Below are 26,730 nucleotides of genomic sequence, written 5' to 3' on the forward strand. Positions count from 1 at the left end.
ACATCGGGTTAACCAATGACAAGTAGTGTTAACGTTGATGGCGGATTTTAGCTAGTTTGCAAGAATCTTGTCAAAACAAAGTTACATAGGGGGAATAAGACAGTGGGTAGGATGAAAAAGCCATTTTTAACATTATTCATTTGGATGTTAGCGCTTCAGACAATGCTAGTACCGGTTGGAACAGGCACCATCCAACAGCCGGCAGTACAAACCTTTGCGGCAGAACAACAGTCGCAGGAATTTTCACTTGGACAAGTAATCGAGCAGGAGAGGCTCCAGATTGCTTCCGGTGTGGCAAAGGAAACGATGACCTTTATCAGTGACCGGGGCAGGCAGGAGGCATTCTTGATGGACATTAATCTTGCGGACCCTGCAATCAGCATCCAGGCAGGACTGCCAAACGGAAGCGTAGCAGCCATGACGACTGTACGTGAGCAGGCAGAGGCAGCATCAACAGACGGCCACCGTGTTGTAGGTGCAGTGAATGGAGACTTTTTTAACACTTCCACCGGCGTCCCTATCGGAAACTTCATTCACAACGGAAACATTCTTAAATCCTCAACAAGAGAAACATTCGGGATTACAGAAGACGGGCAGGCGATCATCGGTTACCCTAACCCGAGCTTTACCCTTCAAATCGGTGATGCCACTCATCAGATCCATCACCTAAATGATGTTCGTCAGTCGAATCAGCTGGCATTATACTCACCAGAAAAAAATGAAACCAGAACAAACGAACATGGCACAGAAGTGGTGCTTTCTAATATTGAAGGAAACGTACACCAACCCGGCACAGCCAAGGCTACGGTGGAAAAAGTAATCAAGAACGTAGGAAACGAAAAAATACCTCAGGGCAAGCTCGTACTATCTGGCCACGGAACAATGGCTACTGTCCTGAATAACCTTCAGGCAGGACAAGAAATTCAAATCACCACGGCAGTGGCAGAACAATGGCAGACGGTAAAAGAAGCGATCGGCGGTCAATATGTACTTGTAAAAGAAGGCCAAAAAACGAACCTTGTTTCCAATGCCTTCACAACAGCTGTGGCACCAAGAACAGCTGCTGGAATTAAAGCGGACGGCTCTGTCTTTTTCATCATCATGGATGGCAGACAGCCCGGCTACTCGGAAGGAATCACTGTATTTGAACTTCAGGACTTAATGTTTGAACTAGGTGCAGTGGAGGCTCTTAACTTTGACGGAGGAGGCTCGTCCACATTCGTCGCGCGAGAGCAGGGGGAAGAGGAACTGTCGGTAGCGAACGTCCCATCTGACGGAAGCGAACGCGGTGTAGCCAATAGTTTGCTAGTTGTCTCGACTGTCGAAACAGGCTCACTCGAACAGCTTGCGATCAAACCTAGCTCCGTCCTGATGCTTGCGGAATCTGCATACAATTTCGGTGCAAAAGGAATGGATGCAAACTACAACCCTGTCAATCTCGACGAAACGGTTGCCTGGACGGTCTCTGATTCTTCTTTAGGAGCAGTGAACGAAGAAGGCACCCTAACTGCAGGTCCAGCCGCAGCAAGCGGTAAAATTATCGGAACTTCGGCAAGCGGCGCTCTTGGTGAAGCAAATGTAACCATCGTCGACGAACTTTCAAGCCTTACTTTTAACCAACAGGCCCTGACTGTAAAAAGAGGGGAAACGGCTGAGCTAAAAGTGATGGCACTATCTGGCGGTCGTCATGTTCATCATGATCCTGCCAATCTATCATGGGAAGTGGAAGGAAACATCGGACATGTGGACGAGCAGGGCGTATTCCATGCAACAGAGGAATCTGCTCAGGGGAAAATCACAGTAAGCTATAAAAATGTTTCCGATACGATGGACGTTCAAGTAGGCAAACTGCCGGTTATCCTGGAAACATTCGAGGATGGGATTGACCATTGGACATTCAGCGGCGCGCGCTATAACTCTATCTCTATTAAACAGACAACCTATCCGGAGCCGGTCCGCTTCGGAAACCACGCGCTCCAATTAAATTATGACTTTACCGGCACAATCGGAACATCCGGAGCCTATGCGCATCCTAGAACACCAATCGAGCTGGAAGACTATCCGGAAGCAATCGGAATGTGGGTGTATGGGGATAGAAAAGGACATTGGTTGAGAGCGCAGTTAAGGGACGGAAATAACAGCGCCATCGCACTCGACTTTGCCAGAAATATGGACTGGACTGGCTGGAAATACGTTGAAGCGCCAGTACCTCCAGGCAGAGTCCTTCCTTTAAAAATGGACCTGCCAGTTCGCCTCATGGAAACAGACAATAATAATAAAAATGCTGGTACTATTTATGTGGACAATATCCGGGCAGTTTACGGGGAAACGAATGATGACTTACAGAATCCAATTATTTCAGAATTCACCCCTGCACCTGACAGTGTGGTAGATTCTACCGATTATACCATCAGCGCCATTCTTGCCGATGAGCAAACAGGCATCAATCCTGAGCGAGTGTGGATGCACGTGGACGGAGTAGAAGTGGCCGCAAGCTACCAAGAGGAAACAGGGAAACTACTATTTTCACCTGCAAAGCCATTTTTAGACGGTACACATCAAGTGAAAATCACCGTACAAGACAACTTTGGTAATGAAACAACAGAAATCTGGCAATACGAGCAACAGGCAGGGCAGCCAGGCGTTACGCTTGCCTATGAAGAAAATGCATTAATCGGAAAAGATTACCCAATCACCATCCAAGCTACACAAACAGGAGAGATTAGTGGGATCAAACTCAAACTGTCCGCGAACATTCCTGTAAAAGAAATCGTCTTAGATCCATCCATCACAGAAGATCAGATTGTAAAAAAAGAAACAAATGAAAACGGAGAAATTTTAATAGAATTAAAGAATCTAACAACATCCGCCACGGAAATCGGAAAAATAATGTTCTCCATTCCGAAAGATGCAAATGGGAATGTAGAGATGAGCTTTCTCGAAGGTTCCGTTACATTGAAAATTGAAGAAGTGGCCACTCCACTGTTTCTTCCAAACGTAAAGCAGGCGCTTAAAGCAGCACTTACTATTTCTGTCGACCGCGCATCTGTAGGCTTCCCGGCTGTCATCCAAGTTAAAGGTCAAGATGGCCAACCAGTTGGAGATGCAGATGTAAAAGCATGGGATTCCGAAATGAAAGAAGAAGTGTCACTTGGAAAAACAAACAACGATGGTAAGCTACAAACAGAAATGCTCACAACTGAAGCGGGTATTCGTCACATTCAAGCTGAAAAAGAGACACAATACAGTTTTGTAAAAGAAGTGAATGTTTTAAAACATTTAGGCGGCATCACCCCTAAAAAAGTAAACGTCACGTTCAACGGCAACAAAAATCAACGTAACGTGAACTGGACTACCTCACCACTGGTCACAGAATCCGTTCTGGAAATGGTGGAATACTCCAAGTTTGAAAAGAGTGGCTGGGAAGGAAGCAAGCCTAGAACAATCAAAGGAGACAGCAATCCCCATCCAATGAATGAAGGCGAGCTGCAGGTCCACTCCGTTACAGCGAAAGGCCTAAAGCCAGGCACTTTATATGCATATCGAGTCGGTGATGGGACAGAAGAAGGTTGGAGTGAGACAGCAACCATTTCCTTACCTGCACCTGGGAAAGGTTCTGACGACTTCAATTTCATCCTTATGGGTGACATCCAGGCATCACCAAACCAATCAGAAACAGGGTTTGGTCCATTCACAGACGTTTATAAAAAAGCAAAAGCAGACTTCCCGGACGCAAGTTTCATGATGCAAGTAGGGGACCTGATTGATGACGGAAACCTTTACAACCATTGGTCCGAATTTTTTAAATCCATGGAAGATCCGTCCCTATCTGCTTCCACACCAATCGTAACAGCGGTGGGAAATCATGAAAACATCGGAAACGGCGTAGATTCATTTAAACAATTCTTCCGCATGCCGCAAAACGGACCAGAAGAATTTAAAGGGACTGTCTACTCCTTTGATTACGGTGATGCACATATCGCGGTCCTGAATACAGAAACGGATAAAGAAGGATTAATCAGACAAACAGAATGGCTGAAAGAAGACATGGCCGACACCGAGAAAAAATGGAAAATTGTCATGTACCACCGCTCTCCATACTTCTCCAACCCACAAGGGGGAAGCAGCAACGTACAAGAAGTTTTCCCGAAAGCATTTGATGAAATCGGCGTGGACCTTGCAATATCCGGACATGACCATGCATACGTAAGAACACAACCGATGAAAAATGGAGAAGCACAAGACGGAGGCACCACCTACGTCATCGCAGGATCTGCAGGCGGCAAATTCTACGCAGCCGTCCCGCAACCTTACATGGACGTCATATTCGAAGAAAAAACCCAAGTCTACTCCAACATCGCCATCACCAAAAACGGCATCACCATCACAGCCAAAACCAGAGACGGACGCACCATCGATGAACACACGATAGAAAAGAAATAAAGATGTAAAGAAAAAAAGAAAAAAACACCTTTAGGGGTCAGACCCCTAAAGGTGTTTTGCACTTCATGTCGAATACTATATAAGTTGGCCCATTGCATGCCAATCCTCCACGCAAAGACTCCGTAATTTCCACACACATGCACATGCCAACAACCAATCTAATAAATCCAAATCTCATCCCCGAAAGGAGCACCAACCACTATGCCAAGAAAGCCAAGAATCTGGTTCCACGGAGCCATGTACCACGTCACCACACGAGGAAACCGCCGCAGCATCATCTTCTTTGAACCAAAAGACTTCCACACCTACAAGCGCATCCTCCTTGAAATCAAACACAAATACCCGTTCAAACTTCACGCTTACTGCCTCATGACCAATCACACCCACCTGCTCATCGAAACCGAAACCACCAACATCAGTCTGATCATGCAAAAAATCAACACCAAATATGCCCAGTACATCAACCGCAAATACAAACTCACCGGCCACCTTTTAGAAGGCAGGTTTAAATCCAGCATCATCCACGACATCGACTACCTCATCGACGTCAGCAAATACATCCACCTGAACCCGGTAGCCGCTCAAATGGTCCGCAACCCCGAAGACTACTCATTCAGCAGCTACAAGCAATACCTCTACAACAACCAACACGACCCACTCGTCACCACAACCGACATCCTGAAATACTTTTCCACCACTCACCACGAAGGCTCTTACCCACAATACGTCAACACCCCCAACACCCGAATCCATTTCACCCCCAACAACAAAGCAAAATTTCTTATTTTGAAAAAATAAAGAAAATTACGTATAATAGAAATAATTCGCATAACGAAATAATAGGGGGATCAACAAATGACACTCAAGCTCGACTATCTCAACAACCCATATCCATCCCAGCGCAACACTGTGTTCGCGCAAAACGGCATGGTTGCCACATCGCAACCACTTGCCGCACAAGCTGGCCTCGACATTCTGAAAAAAGGAGGCAATGCCATTGATGCGGCTATCGCAACCGCAGCCTGCCTGACTGTCGTGGAACCAACATCCAACGGAATTGGCGGCGACGCATTCGCCCTCGTCTGGACAAAAGGGGAGCTTCACGGCCTGAATGCAAGCGGGCCAGCACCACAATCCATCTCGATCGAAGCGGTAAAAGAAAAAGGCCACGACACGATGCCAAAAATGGGCCTCATCCCAGTCACCGTTCCTGGCGCACCATCCGCCTGGGCAGAGCTATCCAAGAAATTTGGCAAACTACCACTCTCAGAAGTGCTGCAACCTGCCATCGACTACGCGGAAAAAGGCTACCCAATCTCACCAACACTCGGCAAGTACTGGAAGGGAGCCTACAACTCCTATAAAAAATTCTGCACGACAGAAGAATTCACACACTGGTTCGAAACTTTCGCACCAGACGGCCGTGCCCCAGAAATCGGCGAAATTTGGTCCTCCCATGGCCATGCGGACACCTTAAGACAAATTGGTGAAACAAACGGAGAAGCTTTCTACCGCGGCGAACTAGCCCACAAGATTGCCGACTTCTCCAAGCAACACAACGGCTTCCTTACATACGAAGATTTAGCAGCCTATCAACCGGAATGGGTGCAGCCGATCAAGGTCAACTACAGAGGCTACGACGTCTGGGAGATTCCGCCTAACGGTCAAGGAATTGTCGCCCTTATGGCACTCAATATGCTAAAAGAGGATACCTTCACCGAACGCGACAGTCTCGAAACCTATCACAAACAAATCGAAGCAATGAAACTCGCATTTGCTGACGCCAAGAAATACGTTTCAGACACAACAGCCATGACCCACACTGCAGAAGAATTGCTATCCTATTCCTTTGCCAAAGAAAGAAGGGGTCTCATCACCGACACAGCCCTTACTCCAGAGCCAGGAACTCCACCAAAAGGAGGAACCGTCTATTTGGCCACTGCCGATGGAGAAGGGAATATGGTATCCTTTATCCAGAGCAACTACATGGGCTTCGGATCAGGAGTCGTTGTACCAGGAACAGGCATCGGTCTGCAAAACAGGGGACATGATTTCTCCCTTGACCCAGAACACGAAAACGCACTGGCACCAGGGAAGAAAACATACCACACCATCATCCCTGGCTTCCTGACAAAAGATAACGAAGCAGTCGGACCGTTCGGCGTCATGGGAGGCTACATGCAGCCACAAGGTCACATGCAAGTCGTCATGAACACGGTCGACTTCCACCTGAACCCGCAAGCAGCCCTAGACGCACCAAGGTGGCAGTGGATGGAAGGCAAAACCGTACACGTCGAGCACCACTTCCCGCAACACCTGGCCCAAGCGCTCCAACGCAAAGGCCACAACATCCAAGTCACCCTCGACGGAGGCAGCTTCGGCCGCGGCCAAATCATCTGGCGCGACCCACAAACCGGCACCCTCACAGGAGGAACCGAACCAAGAACCGACGGCTGCATCGCATCGTGGTAGAGGGATAAAGAGGTAAAGTGATAAACAACTAAAGGGGGGTCTGACCCGCTCTCCGTTAAAGCAGTAAAGAACTAAAGAGGGGTCTGACCCTCACTCCACTAAAGCACCAAAGCATCGTAGAGTCAGTCAGCCCCTCCTCAAAAGGAGGAAACCACCACACCATGAAGCAATGGGACTTATTTATCGCATTCTTCCGTGTAGGGATGCTCGGTTACGGCGGCGGTCCGTCCAGCATTCCGCTTGTACATAAAGAGGTTGTAGGCAAGTACAAATGGCTCTCAGACGATGATTTCTCTGACATCCTGGCACTCGCCAACACATTGCCCGGACCAATCAACACCAAAATGGCCGGTTACATCGGGTACAGAGTCGGCGGCTACACAGGCATGATGAACGCCATCCTAGCCTCAACCATCCCGACCATCATTCTCATGATCGTCCTGCTCACCACGCTTACAAGCTTCAAAGACCAAGCGTGGGTACAAGGCATGACCAAAGCAGTCCTGCCAGTTGTCGGCGTCTTACTTGCGGTGCTGACATGGGACTTTCTATCAAAATCACAAAAAGGACTAGGTTGGCCGATCGCCATCTTCCTAATCCTTGCTAGTTTCCTATTCATTGAGATTCTCGGGATCCACCCAGGAATCGTCATTGCACTATTACTGGCTGCGGCAGTTCTGAAAAAAGACAAACCAAAACCTGAAAAAGGAGGGACCCAACCATGATGATATATTGGGAGATTTTCCTCGCCTTTTTCATACCGGGCATCCTGGGGTACGGCGGAGGCCCCGCATCCATTCCGCTGGTGGAAAACGAAGTCGTCCACCGCTACGGCTGGCTATCCGTCTCCGAATTCAGTGAAGTACTAGCACTCGGAAACGCCCTGCCCGGACCGATCGCAACCAAAATGGCCGGCTATATTGGCTACGAACAAGCAGGAATCCTTGGCGCAGCAGTCGGTGTATTCGCCACCGTCGCACCATCACTCATCCTGATGATTGCACTCATGAGCCTCCTGTACAAATTCCGAGACTCGCCAAAAGTAAAACGGATGTCCAACTACGTGCGACCAACCATCGCGCTACTACTCGGAGTCATGGCCTACCGCTTCTTCGCCGAATCCTATCAAGCAAGCGGGACCATCCAGACATTGTTTCTCATTATCGCAAGCTACCTACTTCTTGAAAAATGGAAAGTGCACCCCGCCTACGTCATTGGGGGAGCATTAATTTACGGAGCAATATTACTTTGAAAAAGCAGGTAGGACGGTGCACTAGCTCCTTTGAAAATTGATCTAGACGGCCAAAAGCCAAAACCGTCCGTCCGCTACCCAAATTAAGGAGGTCTTCAACCATGACCAAAACCCTACTTCTAACAGGCTTTGAACCGTTTTTGAATTTTAAGATCAATCCAACAGAGGAGATTGTCAGGGAATTGGACCAGCAGATAGTTGGTCAATACCAAGTCATAAGCCGGGTGCTGCCTGTTGATTTTACCGAATCAGAAAAGTTGTTATTGGAGTATATGGAGGAGCTACAACCAGATGCCGTGGTTTCCCTTGGGCTTGCAGCGGGTCGGGCGCACATAACACCGGAGCGAATTGCAATCAATTGTAAGGATGCTGGTGGTGCGCCTGATAACAATGGAGTAGTGCTTCAGGATGCACCAATCAACCCAGATGGACCTGACGGCTATTTTTCCACCTTGCCGATCCGCGCGATGTTAACCCATTTAAATGAAAATAACTTTCCTGCAAAAATATCTAATACAGCAGGGACTTACCTTTGTAACAATGTCATGTACGCAGCCTTGCACAAGCTAGCGCAACAGGAAGCAGGTGGTACGGCTAACCTTACTGATACAGAAGAACCGAACACAGCCCAAATCCCGGCAGGATTCATCCACATTCCAGCCTCACACCAGCTCGCGACACAGCTAAACAACACACCAAGCTGGTCCCAGGCCGACCTAACTGCAGCCATCAAACTGACAATAGAAACAATGTAAGTGAAGGGACCAATCAAAGTAAAAAAACCTGTATTCCATATGGAGTACAGGTCAAATTACACATTCCTCTTTCAATCCTTCACAAAAATCAATTTATAAAGTTGAATCAGCACAAGCGGCATAAGTGCCAGACCATAAACATAGCCGAACTGGGCAGCAGTTAGGGTGGCAACTTCGAAAAGCCCTTTTAAAGGATCAACCATCAGAACAAGCTGCAAGAGCGCGATTCCTATGACGACAGCCCCTATTAAGTAGAGGTTTGAAAACAATCCGACTTTGAATATCGACTGTCTGGAACGTGCGTTGAAGCCATGAAAAAGTCGGGCAAGACACAGTGTGGAAAAAGCCATGGTACTGGCTGTCAAAGGATCATCCATCGTTAGTCCGATATGAAAAGCAATCAAGGTAGCCACGGCAATCAGGAAACCTTCACTTAGGAGCCGGGCTGCAAACACTTTATTTAAAAGCGGGGTTTCCACATCCCTCGGTTTTTCATCCATCACTTTTTTATTATGAGGTTCAAGTCCAATTGCAATCGCCGGCAGGCTATCTGTCAGCAAATTGATGAACAGCAAATGCACTGGCGCAAATGGAACAGGTAATCCGCCTATGGCAGCATAAAGAACAGATAAAATTCCTGCTGTGTTACCCGCAAGCAGGAAGCGGATGGAATTTTTGATGTTGGCATAGATGCTTCTTCCATTGGCAATCGCCTTAACGATGGTGGAAAAGTTATCATCTGTTAAAACCATGGACGAGGCATCCTTGGCCACTTCCGTTCCTGTGATTCCCATGGCGATTCCAATGTTCGCCTGTTTCAATGCAGGACCATCGTTGACTCCGTCGCCGGTCATGGCAACGATATTCCCTTTTTCCTGCCAGGCTCGGACTATGCGTATTTTATGCTCTGGGGATACTCGTGCATAGACGGAAATATCCTCCACCATGCCTTTTAAGTCCTCGTCATTTATCTTTTCGAGCTCAAATCCTTCCACCGCTTTATCGCTATCTCTGAAAATCCCGATTTCCTTTGCAATCGCAGAAGCGGTTATTTTATGGTCTCCAGTGATCATCACCGGTTTGATGCCTGCTGAAATGCATTGTTCAACCGCTTCCTTAGACTCGGCACGGGGAGGATCCATCATGGCAGTCAATCCGACAAAGATTAAGTCATGTTCATCTTCTGTCGAGATATTCTCATGATTCTCCACCTCTTTATAAGCAAAGGCTAGCACACGCAGTCCGCTTTCGGAAAAGGAATGATTTACTTCATCGATTTTCTTTCTGTCCTCATCTGAAAAATTGGATATGCCATCTGAAGTTTCTATTTTTACCACCCTATCCATTAAAACATCAACGGCACCTTTAGTAATCAGTACCTGTTTGGAATCTAGGGTATGGACAGTGCTCATCAGCTTTCTGTCAGAATCAAATGGGACTTCCTTCAGTCTAGGATATGATTTCCTTGTTTCCATTTCGTCCATTTCATAAATTTCTTCCCCAAAATCCACCAAGGCAATCTCAGTAGGGTCTCCAATCTCCTTATCCTTGGTGGTCTCAGCATCATTACACAAAATCTGCATCAGAAGGAATTTTTCATGAAGCTCCTGGTCCATCTCCAATTTGTCATGCTCATGGATTTCTGAATCCAAGAACACTTTCTGCACGGTCATTTTATTTTGTGTAAGGGTACCAGTTTTATCTGAACAAATGACAGAGATGCTGCCGAGGCTTTCTACTGCGTGAAGTTTTCGAATAATGGCATTTTCCTTTGCCATCTTTTGTGTGCCAAACGCAAGCACGATGGTCACGATGGAACTTAATGCTTCGGGTATGGCCGCGACTGCCAGGGCAACGGCAAACATGAATGAGTCAATCAATGTTCGTCCGCGAATGATATCGACCATAAAGATAAGAACAGCAATGATGATAATTGCAATGGCGAGCTTCTTTCCGAAATTATCAAGATTCATCTGAAGTGGCGTTTTCTTCTCTTTAGCACTTTCCATCAAGTTGGCGATTTTACCGATTTCCGTTTTCTCGCCAATTTGTGTAACCACAATGATAGCTCTCCCATATGTAACAAAGCTCCCGGAGAATACCATATTCGTCTTATCACCAATGGAAACATCGTCCTCATTAATCGGATCAACGGTTTTATCCACACTGACAGATTCACCCGTCAAGGAGCTTTCATTTACCTGAAGGCTGTGGGCTTCGATGATTCTGCCATCCGCACTTATGTAATCCCCTGCATCCAGGTAGAGTATATCTCCAACCACTACTTCCTTGGATGGTATTTCAATTTTATCTCCATTTCTTAGAACTTTGGCAGTGGGAGAGGACAGGCTTTTCAGACTCTTTAGCGATTGCTCCGCTTTTACATGCTGAACGGTTCCGAGAATCGCATTGAGGATAACCACGAACATGATGACGATGGTGCTTTCAAATTTTCCTAAAAAGGCAGACAGCAAAGCTGCTACGATAAGAATAATGACAAGAAAATCCTTGAACTGCTCCATAAAGACTTGAAAGGTGCTTTTTCGTTGCTCTTCCCCAAGTTCATTAAAGCCATACTGTTCCTGCCTTTTCTTTACTTCTGAATCAGTAAGGCCATCCTTTGTAACCTCAATATTCTTCAACACTTCTTCAAAGGGTAACTTATAAAATCTATCCATATATAGCTCCTTTCTTAACAGATTTATAATGTCTATACCCGAACTTTATTCACTACATACTATTCCTAAAAAAAATACTGTTATACAAGTATGAAAATGGTGTTAACGAGACACTTTCGACCTCTCAAAAAGTACAACATCTCCACGTGCTAAATAACGTCCATCCCGAATACCATAAAAAAGTGTCAAAAACCAACACCCATGGAGGACCACCATGACAAAACCAACGATGAAAAAACTCCTGTGCTTCCTGGCAATCCTGTCCCTTTTAGCACTTTCAGCCTGTAGCGCCGACCCCGTCCAAGAAGATCTGATGACCTACGCAAACGAAGACCTGATGAGCATCTTTGAACTCGAAGCAGAAGCAGTTGATTCCTACTCCAGCGTTTCCGGCAACAACTACACCGACGACTGGACCATGTACGAAACAATGGATACCGTCACCATCCCAGCCTACACCGAATTCATTGAAAAACTAGAAAGCATCCGACCAGAAACAAAAGAAGTACGCGCAGTCCACGAAATCTACATCGACGCCAGCAACACTCAATTTCGTGCCATGAAAATGATTCTAATCGCACTCGAACTCCAAAGCTACGACAAAATCCTAGAAGCAAACGAACTCCTCGACGAAGGCCGCGCCAAACTCCGCCAATTCCAAGACGAACTAGAAGAACTGATGAAAGAACACGAAGTTGAATGGGAAGAGGAAATGTTATAAAAACAAAAAGGTCCGGAGCGCCCGATATTCCAAAGCGCTCCAGACCATATCGCTAACCGATACACCGAATTATTCTGTTTCAACAGCGTCTAAATACTCCTCAACAGCTTCCCGCATCGAACTATAGGTTGCTCCAGTCACCTGAGGCTCTTCATCCAGAAATCTCGCCAATTCACTCAACTGAGACTTAGATAAATGATCCAATTCAATGACTTCCTTATCATTTTCCGCATAATACCTCAATAGATCATATAGAACAGGAATATATAAAACATCAAACTCATGTTTCCATTTAGAAAGCACTTCTCCATAATCACTGATGAAAAACTCCTCGACTTCTTCAGCTACCACAACCGGGGCACTTTCCTCCACCGGGGGAGCAGCAGGGGAAGGAGGAGTTACACGATCCTCTTGATCAATAGTACTATCATTTTGTTTCTCTTTATCAGTTATATCAACTATATCCTCATCTTTTTCCTCTTGATTAGTAGGGGAAGAATCATTTTCTTCCGTATTTTCAGGGGCAGTTTCATTTTCCTGTTCTATATTTTCTTCAGAATCTACTACAGGTTCTTCCTCAACAGGTTTCTCTGTTTCTGGTTTTGTATCAGGCTTGTCCGTCTCTTCCGTTTCAGGTTGGACATTTTCTTTCTCCTCATTAGTGGTAGTAATAACAGACGTCTCCAATTCCTCTGACACTGCAACATTCACACCACCAAGCCCAACTACCAAAATAAATCCTAAACAAACAGCAAAAAGATTTTTCACGAAAATTCCCTCCAAACAATTTACGGACAATTAAATATAATTCAATTATACCGATAGTCCGAAGTAATTTACATAATTTTTCAAAAACACACCACTATTAAACCAATTTTCTATTGTACTAATACACACTAAAAAATAATCCTCGAAAAATGTAGATTTCTATTCTAAAACAAACAGTTGACTTGAAACCACCCTTATACCATAATCTAATTATTAGAATTATTATAAAATTCTGTCTTAATACAGAATGAAACACGCAAAAGAAGGAGGGGGATTCGACACAAAAAACTAAAGCGCTTACAAAAAAGGAGACAAACACAACATGCTATTATTCTATCTATTTCTAATCATCGCAGTCACCAGCATCTTTCTGGCAATCAAAAAACAAAAACCAATCCTACTAACAGTCCCAATAGCAACCCTAATCACCTACGCCGTCGTGGAAATCGCCCTAGTACCCGCACCCTTCCTCGACACCATCAAATTCATCTTCAGCCTAAGATAACGATAAGAACGAGTGCTAAAAAATTTTAACCCAAAAGGGGTCAGACCCCGGCAGGAATTTCGCCAACCACGTCGAACCTCATTCCAAAACTTAAAGGAGGCTAACCTTTGAAAAAAATCGAAAAGTCCGTTGCTGATGCTTATTTTCGAGAGAAGAACAAGTTTATCTTAATCTACTTAGCTATCTGGCTTGGTGTTTCATTTGGCATTGTTCTATTTGCCGAGTCCCTGCAATTCACCATTTTCGGAGGCTTCCCATTCCATTACTTCATGGGCGCACAAGGATCAATAATTGTCTTTATCATTCTATTATTCGTCAACGCCAAAGTCAGCGACAAAATTGACGCAAAATACGGCATCGACGAAAAGGCCAACGAAGTCCTAAGCGCAGGCAAAACACTAGATCACTAATTCCGACAAACCTGCCCAACCCACACCTAGAAACCCACAAAAACCAAATCAATTCTACACCCGAAAGTCTCACATCCAAGAATCTCACACAACATGAATCTCACAAAACCACACACAAGCACTCATAAAAAGAAATCTCACTAAACCCAAAGGGGGCCCAACGTTTGGATAATCAGTTTATCGTCTCACTCACACTAATCCTGATCACATTCGGACTCTATATCGGAATTGCCATCTATAACAAAGCACGCCAAACCTCCGACTTCTACGTAGCAGGCCGCGGCGTTCCACCAATCTTCAACGGAATGGCCATCGGCGCCGACTGGATGAGTGCAGCATCATTCATCGGACTAGCCGGAACCATCATGCTACTAGGCTACGACGGACTTGCATACATAATGGGTTGGACAGGCGGGTACCTGCTCTTGACCTTCCTGCTGGCACCTCAACTTAGAAAATACGGCCGCTACACCGTACCGGAATTCATCGGAGACCGATTCAATAGCCACACCGCACGCGTCATCGCGGCCATCTGTACCATCATCATCAGTTTCACTTACTCCATCGGGCAACTTTCCGGCTCGGGAGTAGTAATTGGCCGCATACTAGAAGTGGACGCAAGAATTGGAACCATGATCGGAGTAGTCCTAATCGCATTCTACGCAGCATTCGGTGGAATGAAGGGGATCACCTGGACACAGGTTGCCCAGTACATCATCCTGATTATCGCATACCTGGTTCCTGTCATTTTCATGTCCCTGCAACTCACAAACAACCCATTACCATGGGTATCTTACGGCCAGATTGTCCAAACCATGGGCGAACTTGACCGAGAACTTGGCGTTTCCGAATATTTCGCGCCATTCACCAACGGCACCAAATGGCAGTTCCTAGCCCTCATGTTCACCCTGATGGCCGGAACCGCAGGTCTGCCACACGTAATCGTACGTTTCTACACGGTTTCCACCATGAAAGCAGCTCGCTGGTCAGGCGCATGGGCCTTACTTTTCATCGGCCTCCTGTACTTATCTGCACCTGCATACGCAGCATTTTCTCGCTTCATTCTAATGAGGCGTGTTGCCGGCCAACCAATTGATCAATTACCAGCTTGGACCGAACCATGGATCAATACAGGAAAATTACAAGTAGCTGACACCAACGGCGACGGCACCCTGCAATGGAGCGAACTTATCATCGCAAACGATATCGTCGTTATGGCCACACCGGAAATCGCCAACCTTGGCGTTTTCGTCATCGGACTCGTAGCGGCAGGCGCTATGGCCGCTGCACTATCGACAGCAGGCGGACTGATGATCGCCATCTCGTCCTCATTCGCCCATGACATCTACTACCGTGTAATGAGACCGAATGCAACCGACAAAAACCGTCTCTTGGTTGGCCGTCTCACCATCGTCACGGCAACCGTCCTTGCAGGTATTGTAGCGCTTAACCCACCAGGTGCCATCACGCAGATCGTTGCATGGGCCTTCGCGCTCGCATCCGGAACCTTCTTCCCGGCTCTTCTCCTAGGAGTGTGGTGGAAACGTGCCAACGCACAAGGGGTCATCGCTGGAATGCTCGTAGGACTCGGGGTCACCCTGGCCTACATCTTTGCAGCAAAATATGGCGGCTTCACCGTCCTAGGAATCATCGATACAGGAGCAGGGGTCTTTGGCGCAGCAGCCGCCATCATTACGATCATCGTCGTATCGCTTAGAACCAAAGCACCATCACAAAAAATTCAAGACGAAGTGGTCGACCTTCGTTATCCAGAACAAATGTCATACAAAGATGGAAACGTCTGGATGGATAAATAAAACAAATAGCAGGGAGGAGCAGCGTCCAACCACGTTGCTCCTCTTTCCTGTTAAAAAAGGAGCCTCTAACATGAAGCACATCCTAACAAAAAACCTTTCACAAACCGAAGCTACCGATCTTCTAAATCGTTGCCAAACCGTTCACTACAACCAAGACGATATCATCCTTCATGCCGCCGACAATCGTGAAGGCATCTTTCTCGTGCTCTCCGGAATGGCTGAAGTCTATATCCCATCCAAAAAGTCACGTGAAGAAGTCCTAGAAATCATCAAGCCGAACGAACTGATCGGCCTGTCCAATATCCATCACTTTATCTCCACCAACTACCCACAAAATCAACAACCAGACCCGAAGACACCCCTGTACCCGGACCAGGTCTCAAAGCCCCAGACCCAACCTCAATCATCCCTCATCCAAGTCCGCGCCATCGACGACCTAGAGGCCCTCTTCATTCCCTATATCGTGCTAAAAGAAAGATGGACAGAGCCTGCCGTCCGCGACTATATTCTCGACCAGGTAAGTTCCAGACTGCACGACGTCTACCACTCCCTTGCCGAACAAATCAACATGAACTCCAGCATCGACCCAACAAGCAATCCGACCATTCTCAGAGTCCAAGACATCATGCAGCCAACAACGGCCATCATACTAGCCAAAACAACCGATACGATAAAATCTGTCGCAGAAAAGCTCGCCCAACATAACACAAAAACCACCGCCGTAATACTAAACAACAACCAAATCCAAGGCATCGTCACAAAAAGCGACTTCGTCCATCGCGTCATCACCAGTGGCATAAACACTCAAGAAAAAATCCAAACCATCATGACAAAAGAACCAATCACCATCCCAACAACCGCCTATTACTATGAAGCGCTCACCACCATGCTTCTAAACGGCATCAAACACCTGCCAGTCACCACCGAAAATAATCAGCCGTCAGGACTCGTCACCATGACAGACCTACTCCAAGCCAAGCAACCAACAGCAATCCTTCATAATACAGAAACATTAAAAAACACTACCAAAGAGCAACTCCCACATATCAAACAAGAACTATATGCAACACTCAACACCATCCTCCAACAACAAGTCCCGATCCTTCACACCCTTGAAGTCATGAACACCCTGTACGATCAACTGATTCAACGATGTATCGAGCTTTCCATAAAAGAAATGCCAACCGATCCACCGAGAAAATTCTGTTTCTACCTTATGGGCAGCGGGGCAAGGAAAGAACAGTTCCTCCTAACCGACCAGGACCATTTCCTTGTTTACGAGGACAAGGGCGATACGCACGACCAACATAATGACCATATCGCCACCCGATACTTCGAGGATTTATCACAAAAAATCGTCACAAACCTAGAACTTGCCGGCTACAAACGATGCAAAGGCGATATGATGGCGTCCAACCCAGTCTGGCGTGGTACCCTCCAAAAATGGGATTCCCGCATCCACGAATGGACACTTAACGCCACAAACGATCGCTTGCTCCTGGCTCAGAACTTTTTCTCCTACCGCCATATAGCGGGGGACGATACGCTGCACCAGCAATTCCAACAAACGATATCGAATTCACTGGACCGAGCCAAAATATTTCTATACCGGTTATCCCAACTCGAACGGGAAAATCCGATCCCAACACTGGAACAACCGATCCGATCCATATTTCGCCGCAATAAAAAACAAATCGACCTAAAAAAAGAAGTCCTGTTTCCATACCATCACAGCCTGCAAATACTTTCACTCATGCACGGCATCACATACGGAACACCAATCGAAAAAATAGACCAGCTGTACGAAAAAAAAATCCTCTCAGAAAACTTCCAGAAGGATCTTAAAGCATCAATCAGTACCATACTAGACTATTACGTCCACAACCGATACAAGCAACACCAAGACGGAGAAGAACTCACATCAACCTTAACGTTGACCACACTCTCTACCCGCGAAAAGGAAGAGCTAATGTTAAGCATCCGTCTCATCAAAGAACTCCAAAACCACATGCTTTCCTACTACTAAATAGTAGCGAAACCGTAAAAAAGGAGGTACCTACAAAATATGTTTCCATTCGCAAAAAAGCATTATTTCCCGAGCAATTTAGTAGAAAATATACCGCTTTCCACACCTGTCGACAAACTTGAATTCACCGTATTCGATACGGAAACGACGGGGTTTAACGTGGCCAAGGATGACAGACTGATAGAACTTGGCGCTGTGAAAATAAAGAATCTCCAAGTCATCGAGGACAGTGCCTACCAAACATACATCAACCCAAATCGACAAATTCCTCGGGAAATTACCGAGCTAACAGGAATCACACACGAACAAACAGACGAAGCACCGCAAGCACTTGAAGCCATCACCAAACTGACCAACATCGCCAACCAAACATCTGTCTGCTATGTCGGCCACTATGTCGCATTTGATATGCTGGCGATACAAGCAGAACTAAAACGCAAAAATTTGAAATGGAAAAACCCTAAATTCCTTGATACACTCGACCTTATCGGCTATATCGCCCCTAGCTACGACATGCGCGACCTTGAGAAATACGCCAGAGATTTTGGCACAAGAATCTACCAACGTCATTCTGCCTTGGGTGACGCAATGACCACTGCCTACCTATTTACAGAACTGCTACAGATCTGTAAAGACCGCGGAGTAAAGACATGGGGGGAGTTGTTGAACATAGGGATTAAGTAGAAAATGAGGCTACTGCAATCCCTGAAATATTCTATAGCACTAAACCGACAATTCCTTCCTCTTCATATAACGCAAGTTCATCCAAACAGCAACACCAGAAACAACAATCATCACCGCAGCCGCCACAAATGGAAAGAGGATTGGGGTCCCAAACAAATTCACCGTCTTAAAAAAGTCGAAAAGCCGTTCCACATTCATCGAAAAAATATGGGTAAAGCTGAAAAGATCCTCGACCCACTGTGGCAGCATCAACATTTCCACCACCAAATACGGCACCCCAAACAACGCGCTGCAAACAAAAAATGAAATCAGCGCATTTTTACTAAAACTAGACACGAGCACAATTACCAACGAAAAACTCACTGCAGCCAGCAAATGAAACGCCATCTGAACAACATGGTATTCCAGCATAGTAAAATCATAAGGGGAGAAGTAATATTTAAAATAATGCTGAAATGGCGTTCCCCAGCCCTCACTGCCAAACTGCACAGTGTTCCAAGCTAAGTTAAACACTTCCCATGCAATCACTACTACCACCGTATAAACAGCCGCCGCCCCAACCTTCGCCCATAAAAGTTGCTTGCGACCTTTCCTGGCACTCAACATATAATTCTCCACACCAGAGCTGTACTCTTGCGAATAAATAGCAGACAATCCGATCAACAACATCGCCCCAGTAAAAAATATCGAGAACACACTCGCAAAATCAATCACCTTCCCAGGACCGACATTATATTCAAAGTACGACGTATCTAACTTCTTAAGCATCGCCACCTCAAGCTTATCAGCTGCACTGGCGCCTGGACGATCAAGCTCCTTTATATACTCCGCAGTATTTCGTTCCACTCCCGCAGCCCAAGAAACACTTTCATATACAGCCATTTCGGCATTTTCTCGATCCGAAAAGAAAAACGGTTCGTCATCCGGCGCCTCTTCTGATTTTTTCATCAGCTCCGCATTTTTCTCCTCTGCCAGCTTCACTTTCTCCGCCGTAATTGGCCCTTCCCATTCTTTATACAAATCTTTCTCCCACTGTTCGGTCAGCTGAAAAGTAAACCCTGTCGAGAAAACAATCAACAGCAAAAACGTGATATATACCGTTTTCTGCTTAAAAATCTTATAAAGCTCAAACTTCAACAGTTCCATTAGGAGGCCACCTCTTCATCAAAATAATAAAGATATAAATCTTCCAAATTAGGCGCTTCGTTCACAGCATCCTCGTGTGGCTTGCTGTCACTTAAAATGCGCAAGTCAAACACACCATCGCCAACCCGGCCAATATTCCCGACCTTAAATTCAGCTTGAAACCTTGGAATCTCAGACTCTGCAACCTTCACTGACCAAACCTTATCCGCAATGCCGTCCAATAAGTCCTGAGGAGAATCCTTCCGTAACAGCTGCCCGTCTTTTAAAATAACAACTTCTCTCGCAATAAACTCAATGTCAGAAACGATGTGAGTGGACAAAAGCACAATCCGGTTAATCGCAATCTTCGCTAACAAGTTCCGAAAACGAATCCGCTCCTTAGGATCCAACCCGGCAGTAGGTTCATCGACAATCAACACTTTCGGGTCATTCAATAATGCCTGTGCAATCCCGACACGCTGCTTCATCCCGCCGGAAAACCTGCCAACCTTGCCCTTTCGCTCAGCAGACAACCCAACCAGCTCCAGCACCTCGTCCACTTTTCCTTTTGCCTGCTCCTTTGGCAATCCTTTCAACGCCGCAATATATAATAGAAACTTCTCCGCCGTAAAATTTTTATAAAACCCGACATGCTGCGGCAAGTAGCCAATCACATCACGATACGCCTCATCCATCCCGACAATATCCTGATTATTAAAATAAACCTGGCCAGCACTAGGCTTTAACACACTTGCTAAGATACGCATCAAGGTCGTTTTCCCCGAACCATTGGCCCCAAGAATGCCATAAACACCCGCCGAAAACTCAATGCTCACATCATCCAACACTTTCTTCTCACCAAATGATTTACTCAAATTTTTAATGGTTAAGTTCATAGGAAATCCCCCTTTTATAGATCCACATCACCTTGCCCAAGCTAAATATTGACGCGGCAACAATCACCAATACAAACACGTACAACGGAACATCGCTAATCCTTTCAAAAAGCTTCGTCTGACTCATGACCATCCCTACTCCAACCCAACTCACTAGTGCCACCGTCACAATATGAAACCTCCTGAAACGAGAAACAATCAAAAGCCACACCGCCATCAAAATAGTAAACGGCGTTAACCAGTACAACGTCATCTTGGCAAACCACACATCTGCGACCACAAACGAAAGCACAACCGTAAACGCGATATTAACCAGCACATTAAATCCACCAATAACCAACATTCGAGACAACAGCAACTCCTGCCAGCTATACTTCAGCGATAATTCCAGCTCCAGCATTCCGCTGTTTTTACTCCGCATCAGCTCCAACACACCTGCGATAGTGGGGAGGGGGGCAAGAATCATTATCGTAAAATAGGGGTCCAACTGCTCCACGGTGAAAAAGGCAACCAACGAAACTAGCACAAGAAGTCCATTCAATCCCCAAAAGAGGGGGCTGATCCGGAAAATTTCTTGTCCCGAATGCTTCAATAAATCCACCAACGGTTGAAAAACATTCGTCCTCTTTGGAACATGAGGCCTAATGGCTTCAATGGTGGACATCATTTCTTCCTCACTCGGAAACTCCACATCATACTCTTTTAAATTGCCAAACACCTCATTCTCAAGCTCCAACAACTCCAAATCAAAATCATCATCCTCACGAATTTTATCTTCGCAGTCGTTTTTTCTCATCCTCTTCACCCTCCTTTAAAATAGCCGCAAGCTTCGTCAAGCCCTGTCTCAGTCGGGATTTCACCGTTGAAACATTTGCATGGGTCACATCGGCAATTTCTTGTATTTTCATAAAATGAAAGTATTTCAATATAACAGCTTCCCGCTGCATATCCGGCAACGAGTGCAACGCCTTCTTCACTTGTTCACGCGTTTCTTTTCGCTCAAATATGTAAGGCACTTCACTGCCGTCACTTTTCATCTGCTCCGGGATCTCGACCTGCTTACTTCCCTGCTTGTGAGCGGCACTTCGCCAATAATCCCGGCAATGGTTCACCGCAATCTGATACAGCCAGCTCTTAAATGCAGTCTTATCTTTCAAACTGCCAACCCGCTGCACCATTTTGATAAAAATCTCCTGGGTCAAATCATAGGCTAGATCGCGATTACCAACCTTCCGATATACAAACGCGAAAATGCCCCGATAATACCGGCGCGTCAGCACTTCCATCGCCGCCTCACTGCCCCGGATGATCTCCTCGACCAACTCAAAATTCTCCGCCATCCCTTATCACCTCACCTATTAAGACGAAACAGTTGCAAAAAAGACTTAAACAAAAATAAAAAACCCGTCCTCATGACGGGTCCCATAAACTCAGATATCAAATTCCAACCGGTCTCGTACCCCCGGCCAATCCGAGTCAGCCAGCCACACAATCACCTTGTGGCGGCCAGGCTGCAGATTTTTCAGTGGAATGTCAAAACTCAATTCCTGCCCGGGTTCTACCATTATTTCCTCATAGATCATCGTGAACATTTTGCCTTCTGAAAATTGCTCCACGCGCGCGCCATCTCGATACAAAATATAATCATAGCGTTGCCCGCTGCGGAAGGTTACTTTTTCGGCAGCACCGCTATTATTTTCTACGACAAAATGCAACATTACCGAATCCGGGCCACTTTCTGAATAGGTCAACTTTGCTTCCAAAGTCATGCTACAACACTCCCATCGCAATCTAATCCATTACTAAACTATTCTACAAAACGAAGGCTATACCTCTAATTACGTTAAAACCTCTTTTGCAAATACTTCTTTTACAGCTTTAATTAGATGAATATTAAAAATATTTGTGCATCTATCCTATACCCATAACAAAATGGAATTTCTATAATTAGTAAAAGACCAAATATCTAAACAGAGGTGAATAAAAGTGAATCTATTCAAAATAGGCGTAATTGGAATCGGAAACATGGGAACATCACATATTCAAACATTACTTAACAACGAAATCATCGGTGCGACCGTAACAGCTGTATGTGAATATAGAGATGAACGGTTGACTTGGCTCAAAAATTCAACAGATAAAGAGATAGACTATTACAATGATATAGAAAAATTCTTGAATGAAGCAGATATTGACGGTGTGATTATCGCAACACCGCACTATAGTCATCCTGAACTTGCTATTAAATCTTTCGCAAAAGGGTACCATGTCCTTCTGGAAAAACCAGCAGGTGTCTATACAAAAAATGTTTTAGAAATGAACGAAGCTGCAAAACAAAGTGGAAAGGTTTTCAGTTTGATGTACAACCAGCGTACTAATCCTCTTTATCAGAAACTGAAAAGCTTGATTGAGGCTGGGGAACTTGGGGAGATCAAACGGACAAATTGGATTGTGACAAATTGGTACCGCTCTCAAAGTTATTATGATTCAAGTGAATGGCGGGCTACTTGGTCTGGAGAGGGTGGTGGAGTACTTTTGAATCAAGCTCCACATCAGATTGACCTGTGGCAGTGGACCACTGGCTTGATGCCGGTGAAGGTTCAGGCATTTTGTATGGAAGGAAAGTACCATGATATTGAAGTAGAGGATGAAGTGACCGCTTTTGTGGAATATGAAAATGGTGCCACTGGTGTGTTTATTACTTCAACTGGCGAGGCGCCTGGAACAAATCGTTTTGAAATTGTTGGGGATCGCGGAAAGCTTGTTGTTGAGAATAATCAGTTGCACTTTTACCGATTAACCCAAAGCGAAAGAGAGTTTAATGCAACTTTTACAGGAGGCTTTGGGGAGCCGGAATGTTGGAAAATAGAGGTGCCAGTCCATGGAGAAAATACAGACCATAAGGGAATTATCCAAAACTGGACAGACGCGGTCCTTCATGGAGCTCCTTTAATTGCGCCAGGCGAAGAAGGGGTAAAGGGACTTGAAATTAGCAACGCCATTTATCTTTCCTCCTGGTTGAAAGAATCGGTATCACTGCCATTGGATTCGGATTTGTATTATGAAAAGCTGCAGGAGAAGATACAAGAATCCACTTTTACTAAGAAAACCGTGAAAAACGTAACACTTGATGTACAAGGGACACATTAAAAGGGAGTGGGGAAAATGATGAAGGATGGAATGACGTATGCGCCAAAAGGAAAGCCAAATCCGGTTGTGGATAAGGATGAATTTATTATTGCGGCAGTAGCGCTCGATCATGGGCATATCTATGGTATGTGTAACGGGTTAATAGAAGCAGGAGCAACGCTTAAGTGGGTATATGATCCGGATCAGGGCAAGGTAGAAACATTTAAAAAGGCCTTTCCAATGGTTCAAGTGGCACAATCGCTCGAGGAAGTTCTACATGATCAATCGGTGGCTTTGGTAGCTGCTGCAGCCATACCATCAGAAAGAAGTTCACTAGGCAACACGGTTATGGAAGCTGGGAAGGATTATTTTACTGATAAAACTGCGTTTACTACCTTAGCTCAATTAGAAGAGACAAAAGGGGTAGTGGCAAAGTCTAACAAGAAATATATGGTCTATTTCAGTGAGCGTCTGCATGTAGAAGGGGCAGTTTTCGCTGGAGACTTGATTAAACAGCAGGCTATTGGAAAGGTGATTCAGGTGACTGGCTTCGGTCCACACCGCTTGAATGCAGCAAGCAGGCCAGCTTGGTTCTTCAATAAAGATCAATATGGTGGCATTTTATGTGATATCGGTAGCCATCAGATTGAGCAGTTTCTCTTTTATGCAGGATGTGAAAGTGCCGAAGTGCTACATAGTAAAGTAGCAAACTACCATAATTCAGAGTACCCGGAGCTTGAAGATTATGGAGATGCGACTTTGAAAGGAGATAATGGGGCAACTCAGTACTTTCGTGTCGACTGGCTGACACCGGACGGCCTTAGCACATGGGGAGACGGTAGAACGTTCATCACCGGAACGGAAGGGACAATTGAAATCAGAAAGTATGTGGATGTTGCTAGGGCAAGAACGACTGACCATGTGTATCTCGTGAACAAACAGGGAGAACAATATTTTGACGTGGCAGGAAAAGTTGGTTTTCCTTTCTTTGGGCAGCTGATACTAGATTGTATCAACAGGACAGAAACGGCCATGACCCAGGAACATGTATTTAAAGCATCAGAATTATGTTTAAAGGCGCAGGAGCAAGCGATGGTCATAGCACCTGATGTATGTGAAATTTGATATGGAACACCCTGTTTATCACTACTAAACAGAAGGAGGATATATGAAAACTATAAATGAAAGCGTCGTCATTAAAAATCCCCATCAACCACATATAATGAAGTCAAAGAAAAGCAGAAGATGGGAAACGCCTTTTGCGGGCTATGCGTTTCTTTCGCCATGGCTAATCGGGTTCTTTCTTTTAACGCTTTATCCTATGGTTCAATCACTCTATTTTTCTTTTACAGACTATTCTTTATTAGAAGCTCCAAACTGGGTAGGCATGGAGAACTATGCAAAAATCTTTACAGAGGACAGGCTTTTCTATAAATCTCTAACCATCACTATTCTATTCGTGGTCATATCGGTCCCGCTTAAATTAATTACTGCCCTTCTAATGGCAATGTTCCTCAATCAAAAGATAAGAGGAATGTCGATTTACAGGACGATGATCTATCTACCTTCATTGATAGGAACGAGTGTTGCGGTTGCAATCCTTTGGAGAAACATCTTTGGAAGAGATGGGATGGTTAATGGTTTTCTTGCATTGTTTGGTATCAAGGGAGAGAACTGGATTGGCAATCCAGATACTGCTTTAAGTACCCTTATTCTGCTGGTGGTTTGGCAGTTTGGTTCCTCCATGGTTATCTTTCTCGCAGGATTAAAGCAAATATCTCCGGAACTTTATGAGGCATCTGCAATTGACGGGGCGTCTAAAGTGAAGCAGTTTTTTAAGATTACCCTGCCAATGCTCTCACCTGTTATTCTGTTTAACCTAGTACTGCAGACGATTGGATCTTTCCAAATGTTCACACAAGCATTTGTTATTACAAAAGGTGGGCCAATTCAGTCTACGTATATGTTTGCTCTCTACCTTTACCAAAAGGCTTTTGCTGGATTCGAGATGGGCTATGCGTCGGCACTGGCATGGATTCTATTAATTATCATCGCTATATTTACTGCGGTAATCTTTTTTACTTCTAGGTTCTGGGTGTTCTATCAGACGGAAGGAGGAAAAGGCTGATGAAAAAAAAGAGTTGGATTAGTCATCTGATATTAATTAGTATTGGTGGATTCATGGTATACCCAATTATTTGGTGGGTGGGAGCAGCGTTTAAATCTAATGAAGAGATGAACTCCATTAATATTTTTCCAGAAACCCCCGTCTTCTCTAATTTCACAGAAGGATGGATTGCGATTCCCGGCTTTACGTTTACTCATTTTTATATGAATACGTTCGTGCTAATCCTGGCTGTATTGTTTACGACCTTGATTTCTTGCAGCCTAGTAGCATTTGCTTTTGCTAGATTAGATTTTCCATTGCGCAACTTTTGGTTTGCAATTGTCTTGATAACCTTGATGTTACCAAGTCAAATTACACTCGTGCCACAATATGATTTATTTAATGCATTTGGTTGGGTCAATACGTATCTCCCATTTATCGTTCCACATTTATTGGCAGGTGGTATCGGAGGCTCGTTTTTCATCTTCTTGCTTGTCCAGTTTATTCGGGGAATTCCAAGAGAATTGGATGAAGCGGCGAAGATGGATGGATGTTCGTGGTTTGGAATCTATTGGAGAATCGTTCTGCCACTGATGAAACCGCCGTTGGTTACAGTAGGAATCTATTGCTTTCTATGGAACTGGGATGACTTCCTTGGCCATTTGATTTATTTAAACTCTGTCGATAAATACACAGTAGGACTAGCATTGAAAATGTTTGTAGATTCCAATTCAGCAGTACCTTGGGGGCAATTGTTTGCGATGTCCCTAGTATCCATTATACCGGCAATCATTATTTTCTTCTTCGCACAGCGTCATATCGTGGAAGGTGTCGCGACTACCGGGCTGAAAGGGTAAGGTTTAAAGGGAGAAAAGGCGATATGGCAGCCTTTTCTCTTTCTTATTATGGTATTCTTTTCTTGAGATAGAAAGAGAGGGAGAC

22 protein-coding genes are annotated in these 26,730 nt (G+C 45.2%); 15 read left to right on the top strand and 7 right to left on the bottom strand.

The genetic code is table 11. The features are described from left to right. Positions 1-111 precede the first annotated feature (111 nt). From LC091_RS10190 to LC091_RS10215, 6 genes are all read left to right on the top strand, one after another. On the top strand, positions 112-4,443 hold the full coding sequence (locus LC091_RS10190; RefSeq protein WP_226682390.1) for a phosphodiester glycosidase family protein: 4,332 nt from the start codon (positions 112-114) through the stop codon (positions 4,441-4,443). Positions 4,444-4,644: 201 nt separating this feature from the next. After that, positions 4,645-5,241, top strand: coding sequence for a transposase (locus tag LC091_RS10195; protein ID WP_226681899.1), 597 nt, complete (start codon positions 4,645-4,647; stop codon positions 5,239-5,241). 57 nt (positions 5,242-5,298) lie between these two features. Continuing rightward, positions 5,299-6,915 carry a gamma-glutamyltransferase family protein gene (locus LC091_RS10200; RefSeq protein WP_226681900.1) on the top strand — a complete coding sequence of 539 codons (1,617 nt, stop codon included), beginning with the start codon at positions 5,299-5,301 and terminating at the stop codon, positions 6,913-6,915. Positions 6,916-7,076: 161 nt separating this feature from the next. After that, the gene (locus tag LC091_RS10205; RefSeq protein ID WP_169291421.1) at positions 7,077-7,640 is read left to right on the top strand and encodes a chromate transporter; all 564 of its coding nucleotides are present in this window, start codon (positions 7,077-7,079) and stop codon (positions 7,638-7,640) included. Beyond that, positions 7,640-8,167 carry a chromate transporter gene (locus LC091_RS10210; RefSeq protein ID WP_226682391.1) on the top strand — a complete coding sequence of 176 codons (528 nt, stop codon included), beginning with the start codon at positions 7,640-7,642 and terminating at the stop codon, positions 8,165-8,167. Before LC091_RS10205 ends, LC091_RS10210 begins: the two co-directional genes overlap by 1 nt. A 101-nt stretch (positions 8,168-8,268) precedes the next feature. Next, a complete protein-coding gene (locus LC091_RS10215) occupies positions 8,269-8,922 on the top strand; it encodes a pyroglutamyl-peptidase I (RefSeq protein ID WP_226681901.1) in 654 nt (217 codons plus the stop codon). Between the two features lie 71 nt (positions 8,923-8,993). Here the strand turns inward: LC091_RS10215 and LC091_RS10220 are convergent, their stop codons facing one another. Further along, complete coding sequence (locus tag LC091_RS10220; protein ID WP_226681902.1) at positions 8,994-11,600, bottom strand: calcium-translocating P-type ATPase, PMCA-type; 2,607 nt, start codon at positions 11,598-11,600, stop codon at positions 8,994-8,996. Between the two features lie 313 nt (positions 11,601-11,913). Here LC091_RS10220 and LC091_RS10225 point away from each other — a divergent pair, with 313 nt between their 5' ends. Further along, positions 11,914-12,321, top strand: a complete 408-nt coding sequence (locus LC091_RS10225) for a hypothetical protein (RefSeq protein ID WP_226681903.1) — start codon at positions 11,914-11,916, stop codon at positions 12,319-12,321. 69 nt (positions 12,322-12,390) lie between these two features. Here LC091_RS10225 and LC091_RS10230 read toward each other — a convergent pair whose 3' ends face one another. Next, a complete protein-coding gene (locus LC091_RS10230) occupies positions 12,391-13,089 on the bottom strand; it encodes a hypothetical protein (protein ID WP_226681904.1) in 699 nt (232 codons plus the stop codon). 612 nt (positions 13,090-13,701) lie between these two features. Between LC091_RS10230 and LC091_RS10235 the strand changes: the two genes are divergently transcribed. The 4 genes from LC091_RS10235 to LC091_RS10250 all read left to right on the top strand — a co-directional run bounded on the left by LC091_RS10235 (position 13,702) and on the right by LC091_RS10250 (position 18,531). Further along, positions 13,702-14,004 carry a DUF4212 domain-containing protein gene (locus tag LC091_RS10235; protein WP_148987242.1) on the top strand — a complete coding sequence of 101 codons (303 nt, stop codon included), beginning with the start codon at positions 13,702-13,704 and terminating at the stop codon, positions 14,002-14,004. A gap of 164 nt (positions 14,005-14,168) precedes the next feature. Beyond that, positions 14,169-15,821, top strand: a complete 1,653-nt coding sequence (locus tag LC091_RS10240; RefSeq protein ID WP_226681905.1) for a sodium:solute symporter family protein — start codon at positions 14,169-14,171, stop codon at positions 15,819-15,821. A gap of 70 nt (positions 15,822-15,891) precedes the next feature. Continuing rightward, the gene (locus tag LC091_RS10245; protein WP_226681906.1) at positions 15,892-17,847 is read left to right on the top strand and encodes a DUF294 nucleotidyltransferase-like domain-containing protein; all 1,956 of its coding nucleotides are present in this window, start codon (positions 15,892-15,894) and stop codon (positions 17,845-17,847) included. 39 nt (positions 17,848-17,886) lie between these two features. After that, the gene (locus tag LC091_RS10250; protein ID WP_226681907.1) at positions 17,887-18,531 is read left to right on the top strand and encodes a 3'-5' exonuclease; all 645 of its coding nucleotides are present in this window, start codon (positions 17,887-17,889) and stop codon (positions 18,529-18,531) included. Positions 18,532-18,570: 39 nt separating this feature from the next. Here LC091_RS10250 and LC091_RS10255 read toward each other — a convergent pair whose 3' ends face one another. The 5 genes from LC091_RS10255 to LC091_RS10275 all read right to left on the bottom strand — a co-directional run bounded on the left by LC091_RS10255 (position 18,571) and on the right by LC091_RS10275 (position 22,321). Continuing rightward, the gene (locus LC091_RS10255) at positions 18,571-19,677 is read right to left on the bottom strand and encodes a hypothetical protein (RefSeq protein ID WP_226681908.1); all 1,107 of its coding nucleotides are present in this window, start codon (positions 19,675-19,677) and stop codon (positions 18,571-18,573) included. Next, the gene (locus LC091_RS10260) at positions 19,677-20,552 is read right to left on the bottom strand and encodes an ABC transporter ATP-binding protein (protein WP_226681909.1); all 876 of its coding nucleotides are present in this window, start codon (positions 20,550-20,552) and stop codon (positions 19,677-19,679) included. Before LC091_RS10260 ends, LC091_RS10255 begins: the two co-directional genes overlap by 1 nt. Next, on the bottom strand, positions 20,536-21,348 hold the full coding sequence (locus tag LC091_RS10265) for a hypothetical protein (RefSeq protein WP_226681910.1): 813 nt from the start codon (positions 21,346-21,348) through the stop codon (positions 20,536-20,538). Before LC091_RS10265 ends, LC091_RS10260 begins: the two co-directional genes overlap by 17 nt. After that, positions 21,323-21,892, bottom strand: coding sequence for an RNA polymerase sigma factor (locus tag LC091_RS10270; RefSeq protein ID WP_226681911.1), 570 nt, complete (start codon positions 21,890-21,892; stop codon positions 21,323-21,325). The genes LC091_RS10265 and LC091_RS10270 overlap by 26 nt, the downstream gene beginning before the upstream one ends. 90 nt (positions 21,893-21,982) lie before the next feature. Next, a complete protein-coding gene (locus tag LC091_RS10275) occupies positions 21,983-22,321 on the bottom strand; it encodes a BsuPI-related putative proteinase inhibitor (protein ID WP_226681912.1) in 339 nt (112 codons plus the stop codon). Between the two features lie 217 nt (positions 22,322-22,538). Here LC091_RS10275 and LC091_RS10280 point away from each other — a divergent pair, with 217 nt between their 5' ends. The 4 genes from LC091_RS10280 (at position 22,539) to LC091_RS10295 (ending at position 26,645) form a co-directional block, all read left to right on the top strand. Then, positions 22,539-23,702, top strand: coding sequence for a Gfo/Idh/MocA family protein (locus LC091_RS10280; RefSeq protein WP_226681913.1), 1,164 nt, complete (start codon positions 22,539-22,541; stop codon positions 23,700-23,702). 15 nt (positions 23,703-23,717) lie between these two features. Continuing rightward, the gene (locus tag LC091_RS10285) at positions 23,718-24,806 is read left to right on the top strand and encodes a Gfo/Idh/MocA family protein (protein WP_226681914.1); all 1,089 of its coding nucleotides are present in this window, start codon (positions 23,718-23,720) and stop codon (positions 24,804-24,806) included. Between the two features lie 97 nt (positions 24,807-24,903). After that, positions 24,904-25,809 carry a carbohydrate ABC transporter permease gene (locus LC091_RS10290; RefSeq protein ID WP_226682392.1) on the top strand — a complete coding sequence of 302 codons (906 nt, stop codon included), beginning with the start codon at positions 24,904-24,906 and terminating at the stop codon, positions 25,807-25,809. Further along, the gene (locus LC091_RS10295) at positions 25,809-26,645 is read left to right on the top strand and encodes a carbohydrate ABC transporter permease (protein WP_226681915.1); all 837 of its coding nucleotides are present in this window, start codon (positions 25,809-25,811) and stop codon (positions 26,643-26,645) included. The genes LC091_RS10290 and LC091_RS10295 overlap by 1 nt, the downstream gene beginning before the upstream one ends. The last annotated feature ends 85 nt before the right edge of the window (positions 26,646-26,730 follow it).

This window comes from Sutcliffiella horikoshii (assembly GCF_020524325.1).
Classification (GTDB): domain Bacteria; phylum Bacillota; class Bacilli; order Bacillales; family Bacillaceae_I; genus Sutcliffiella_A; species Sutcliffiella_A horikoshii_D.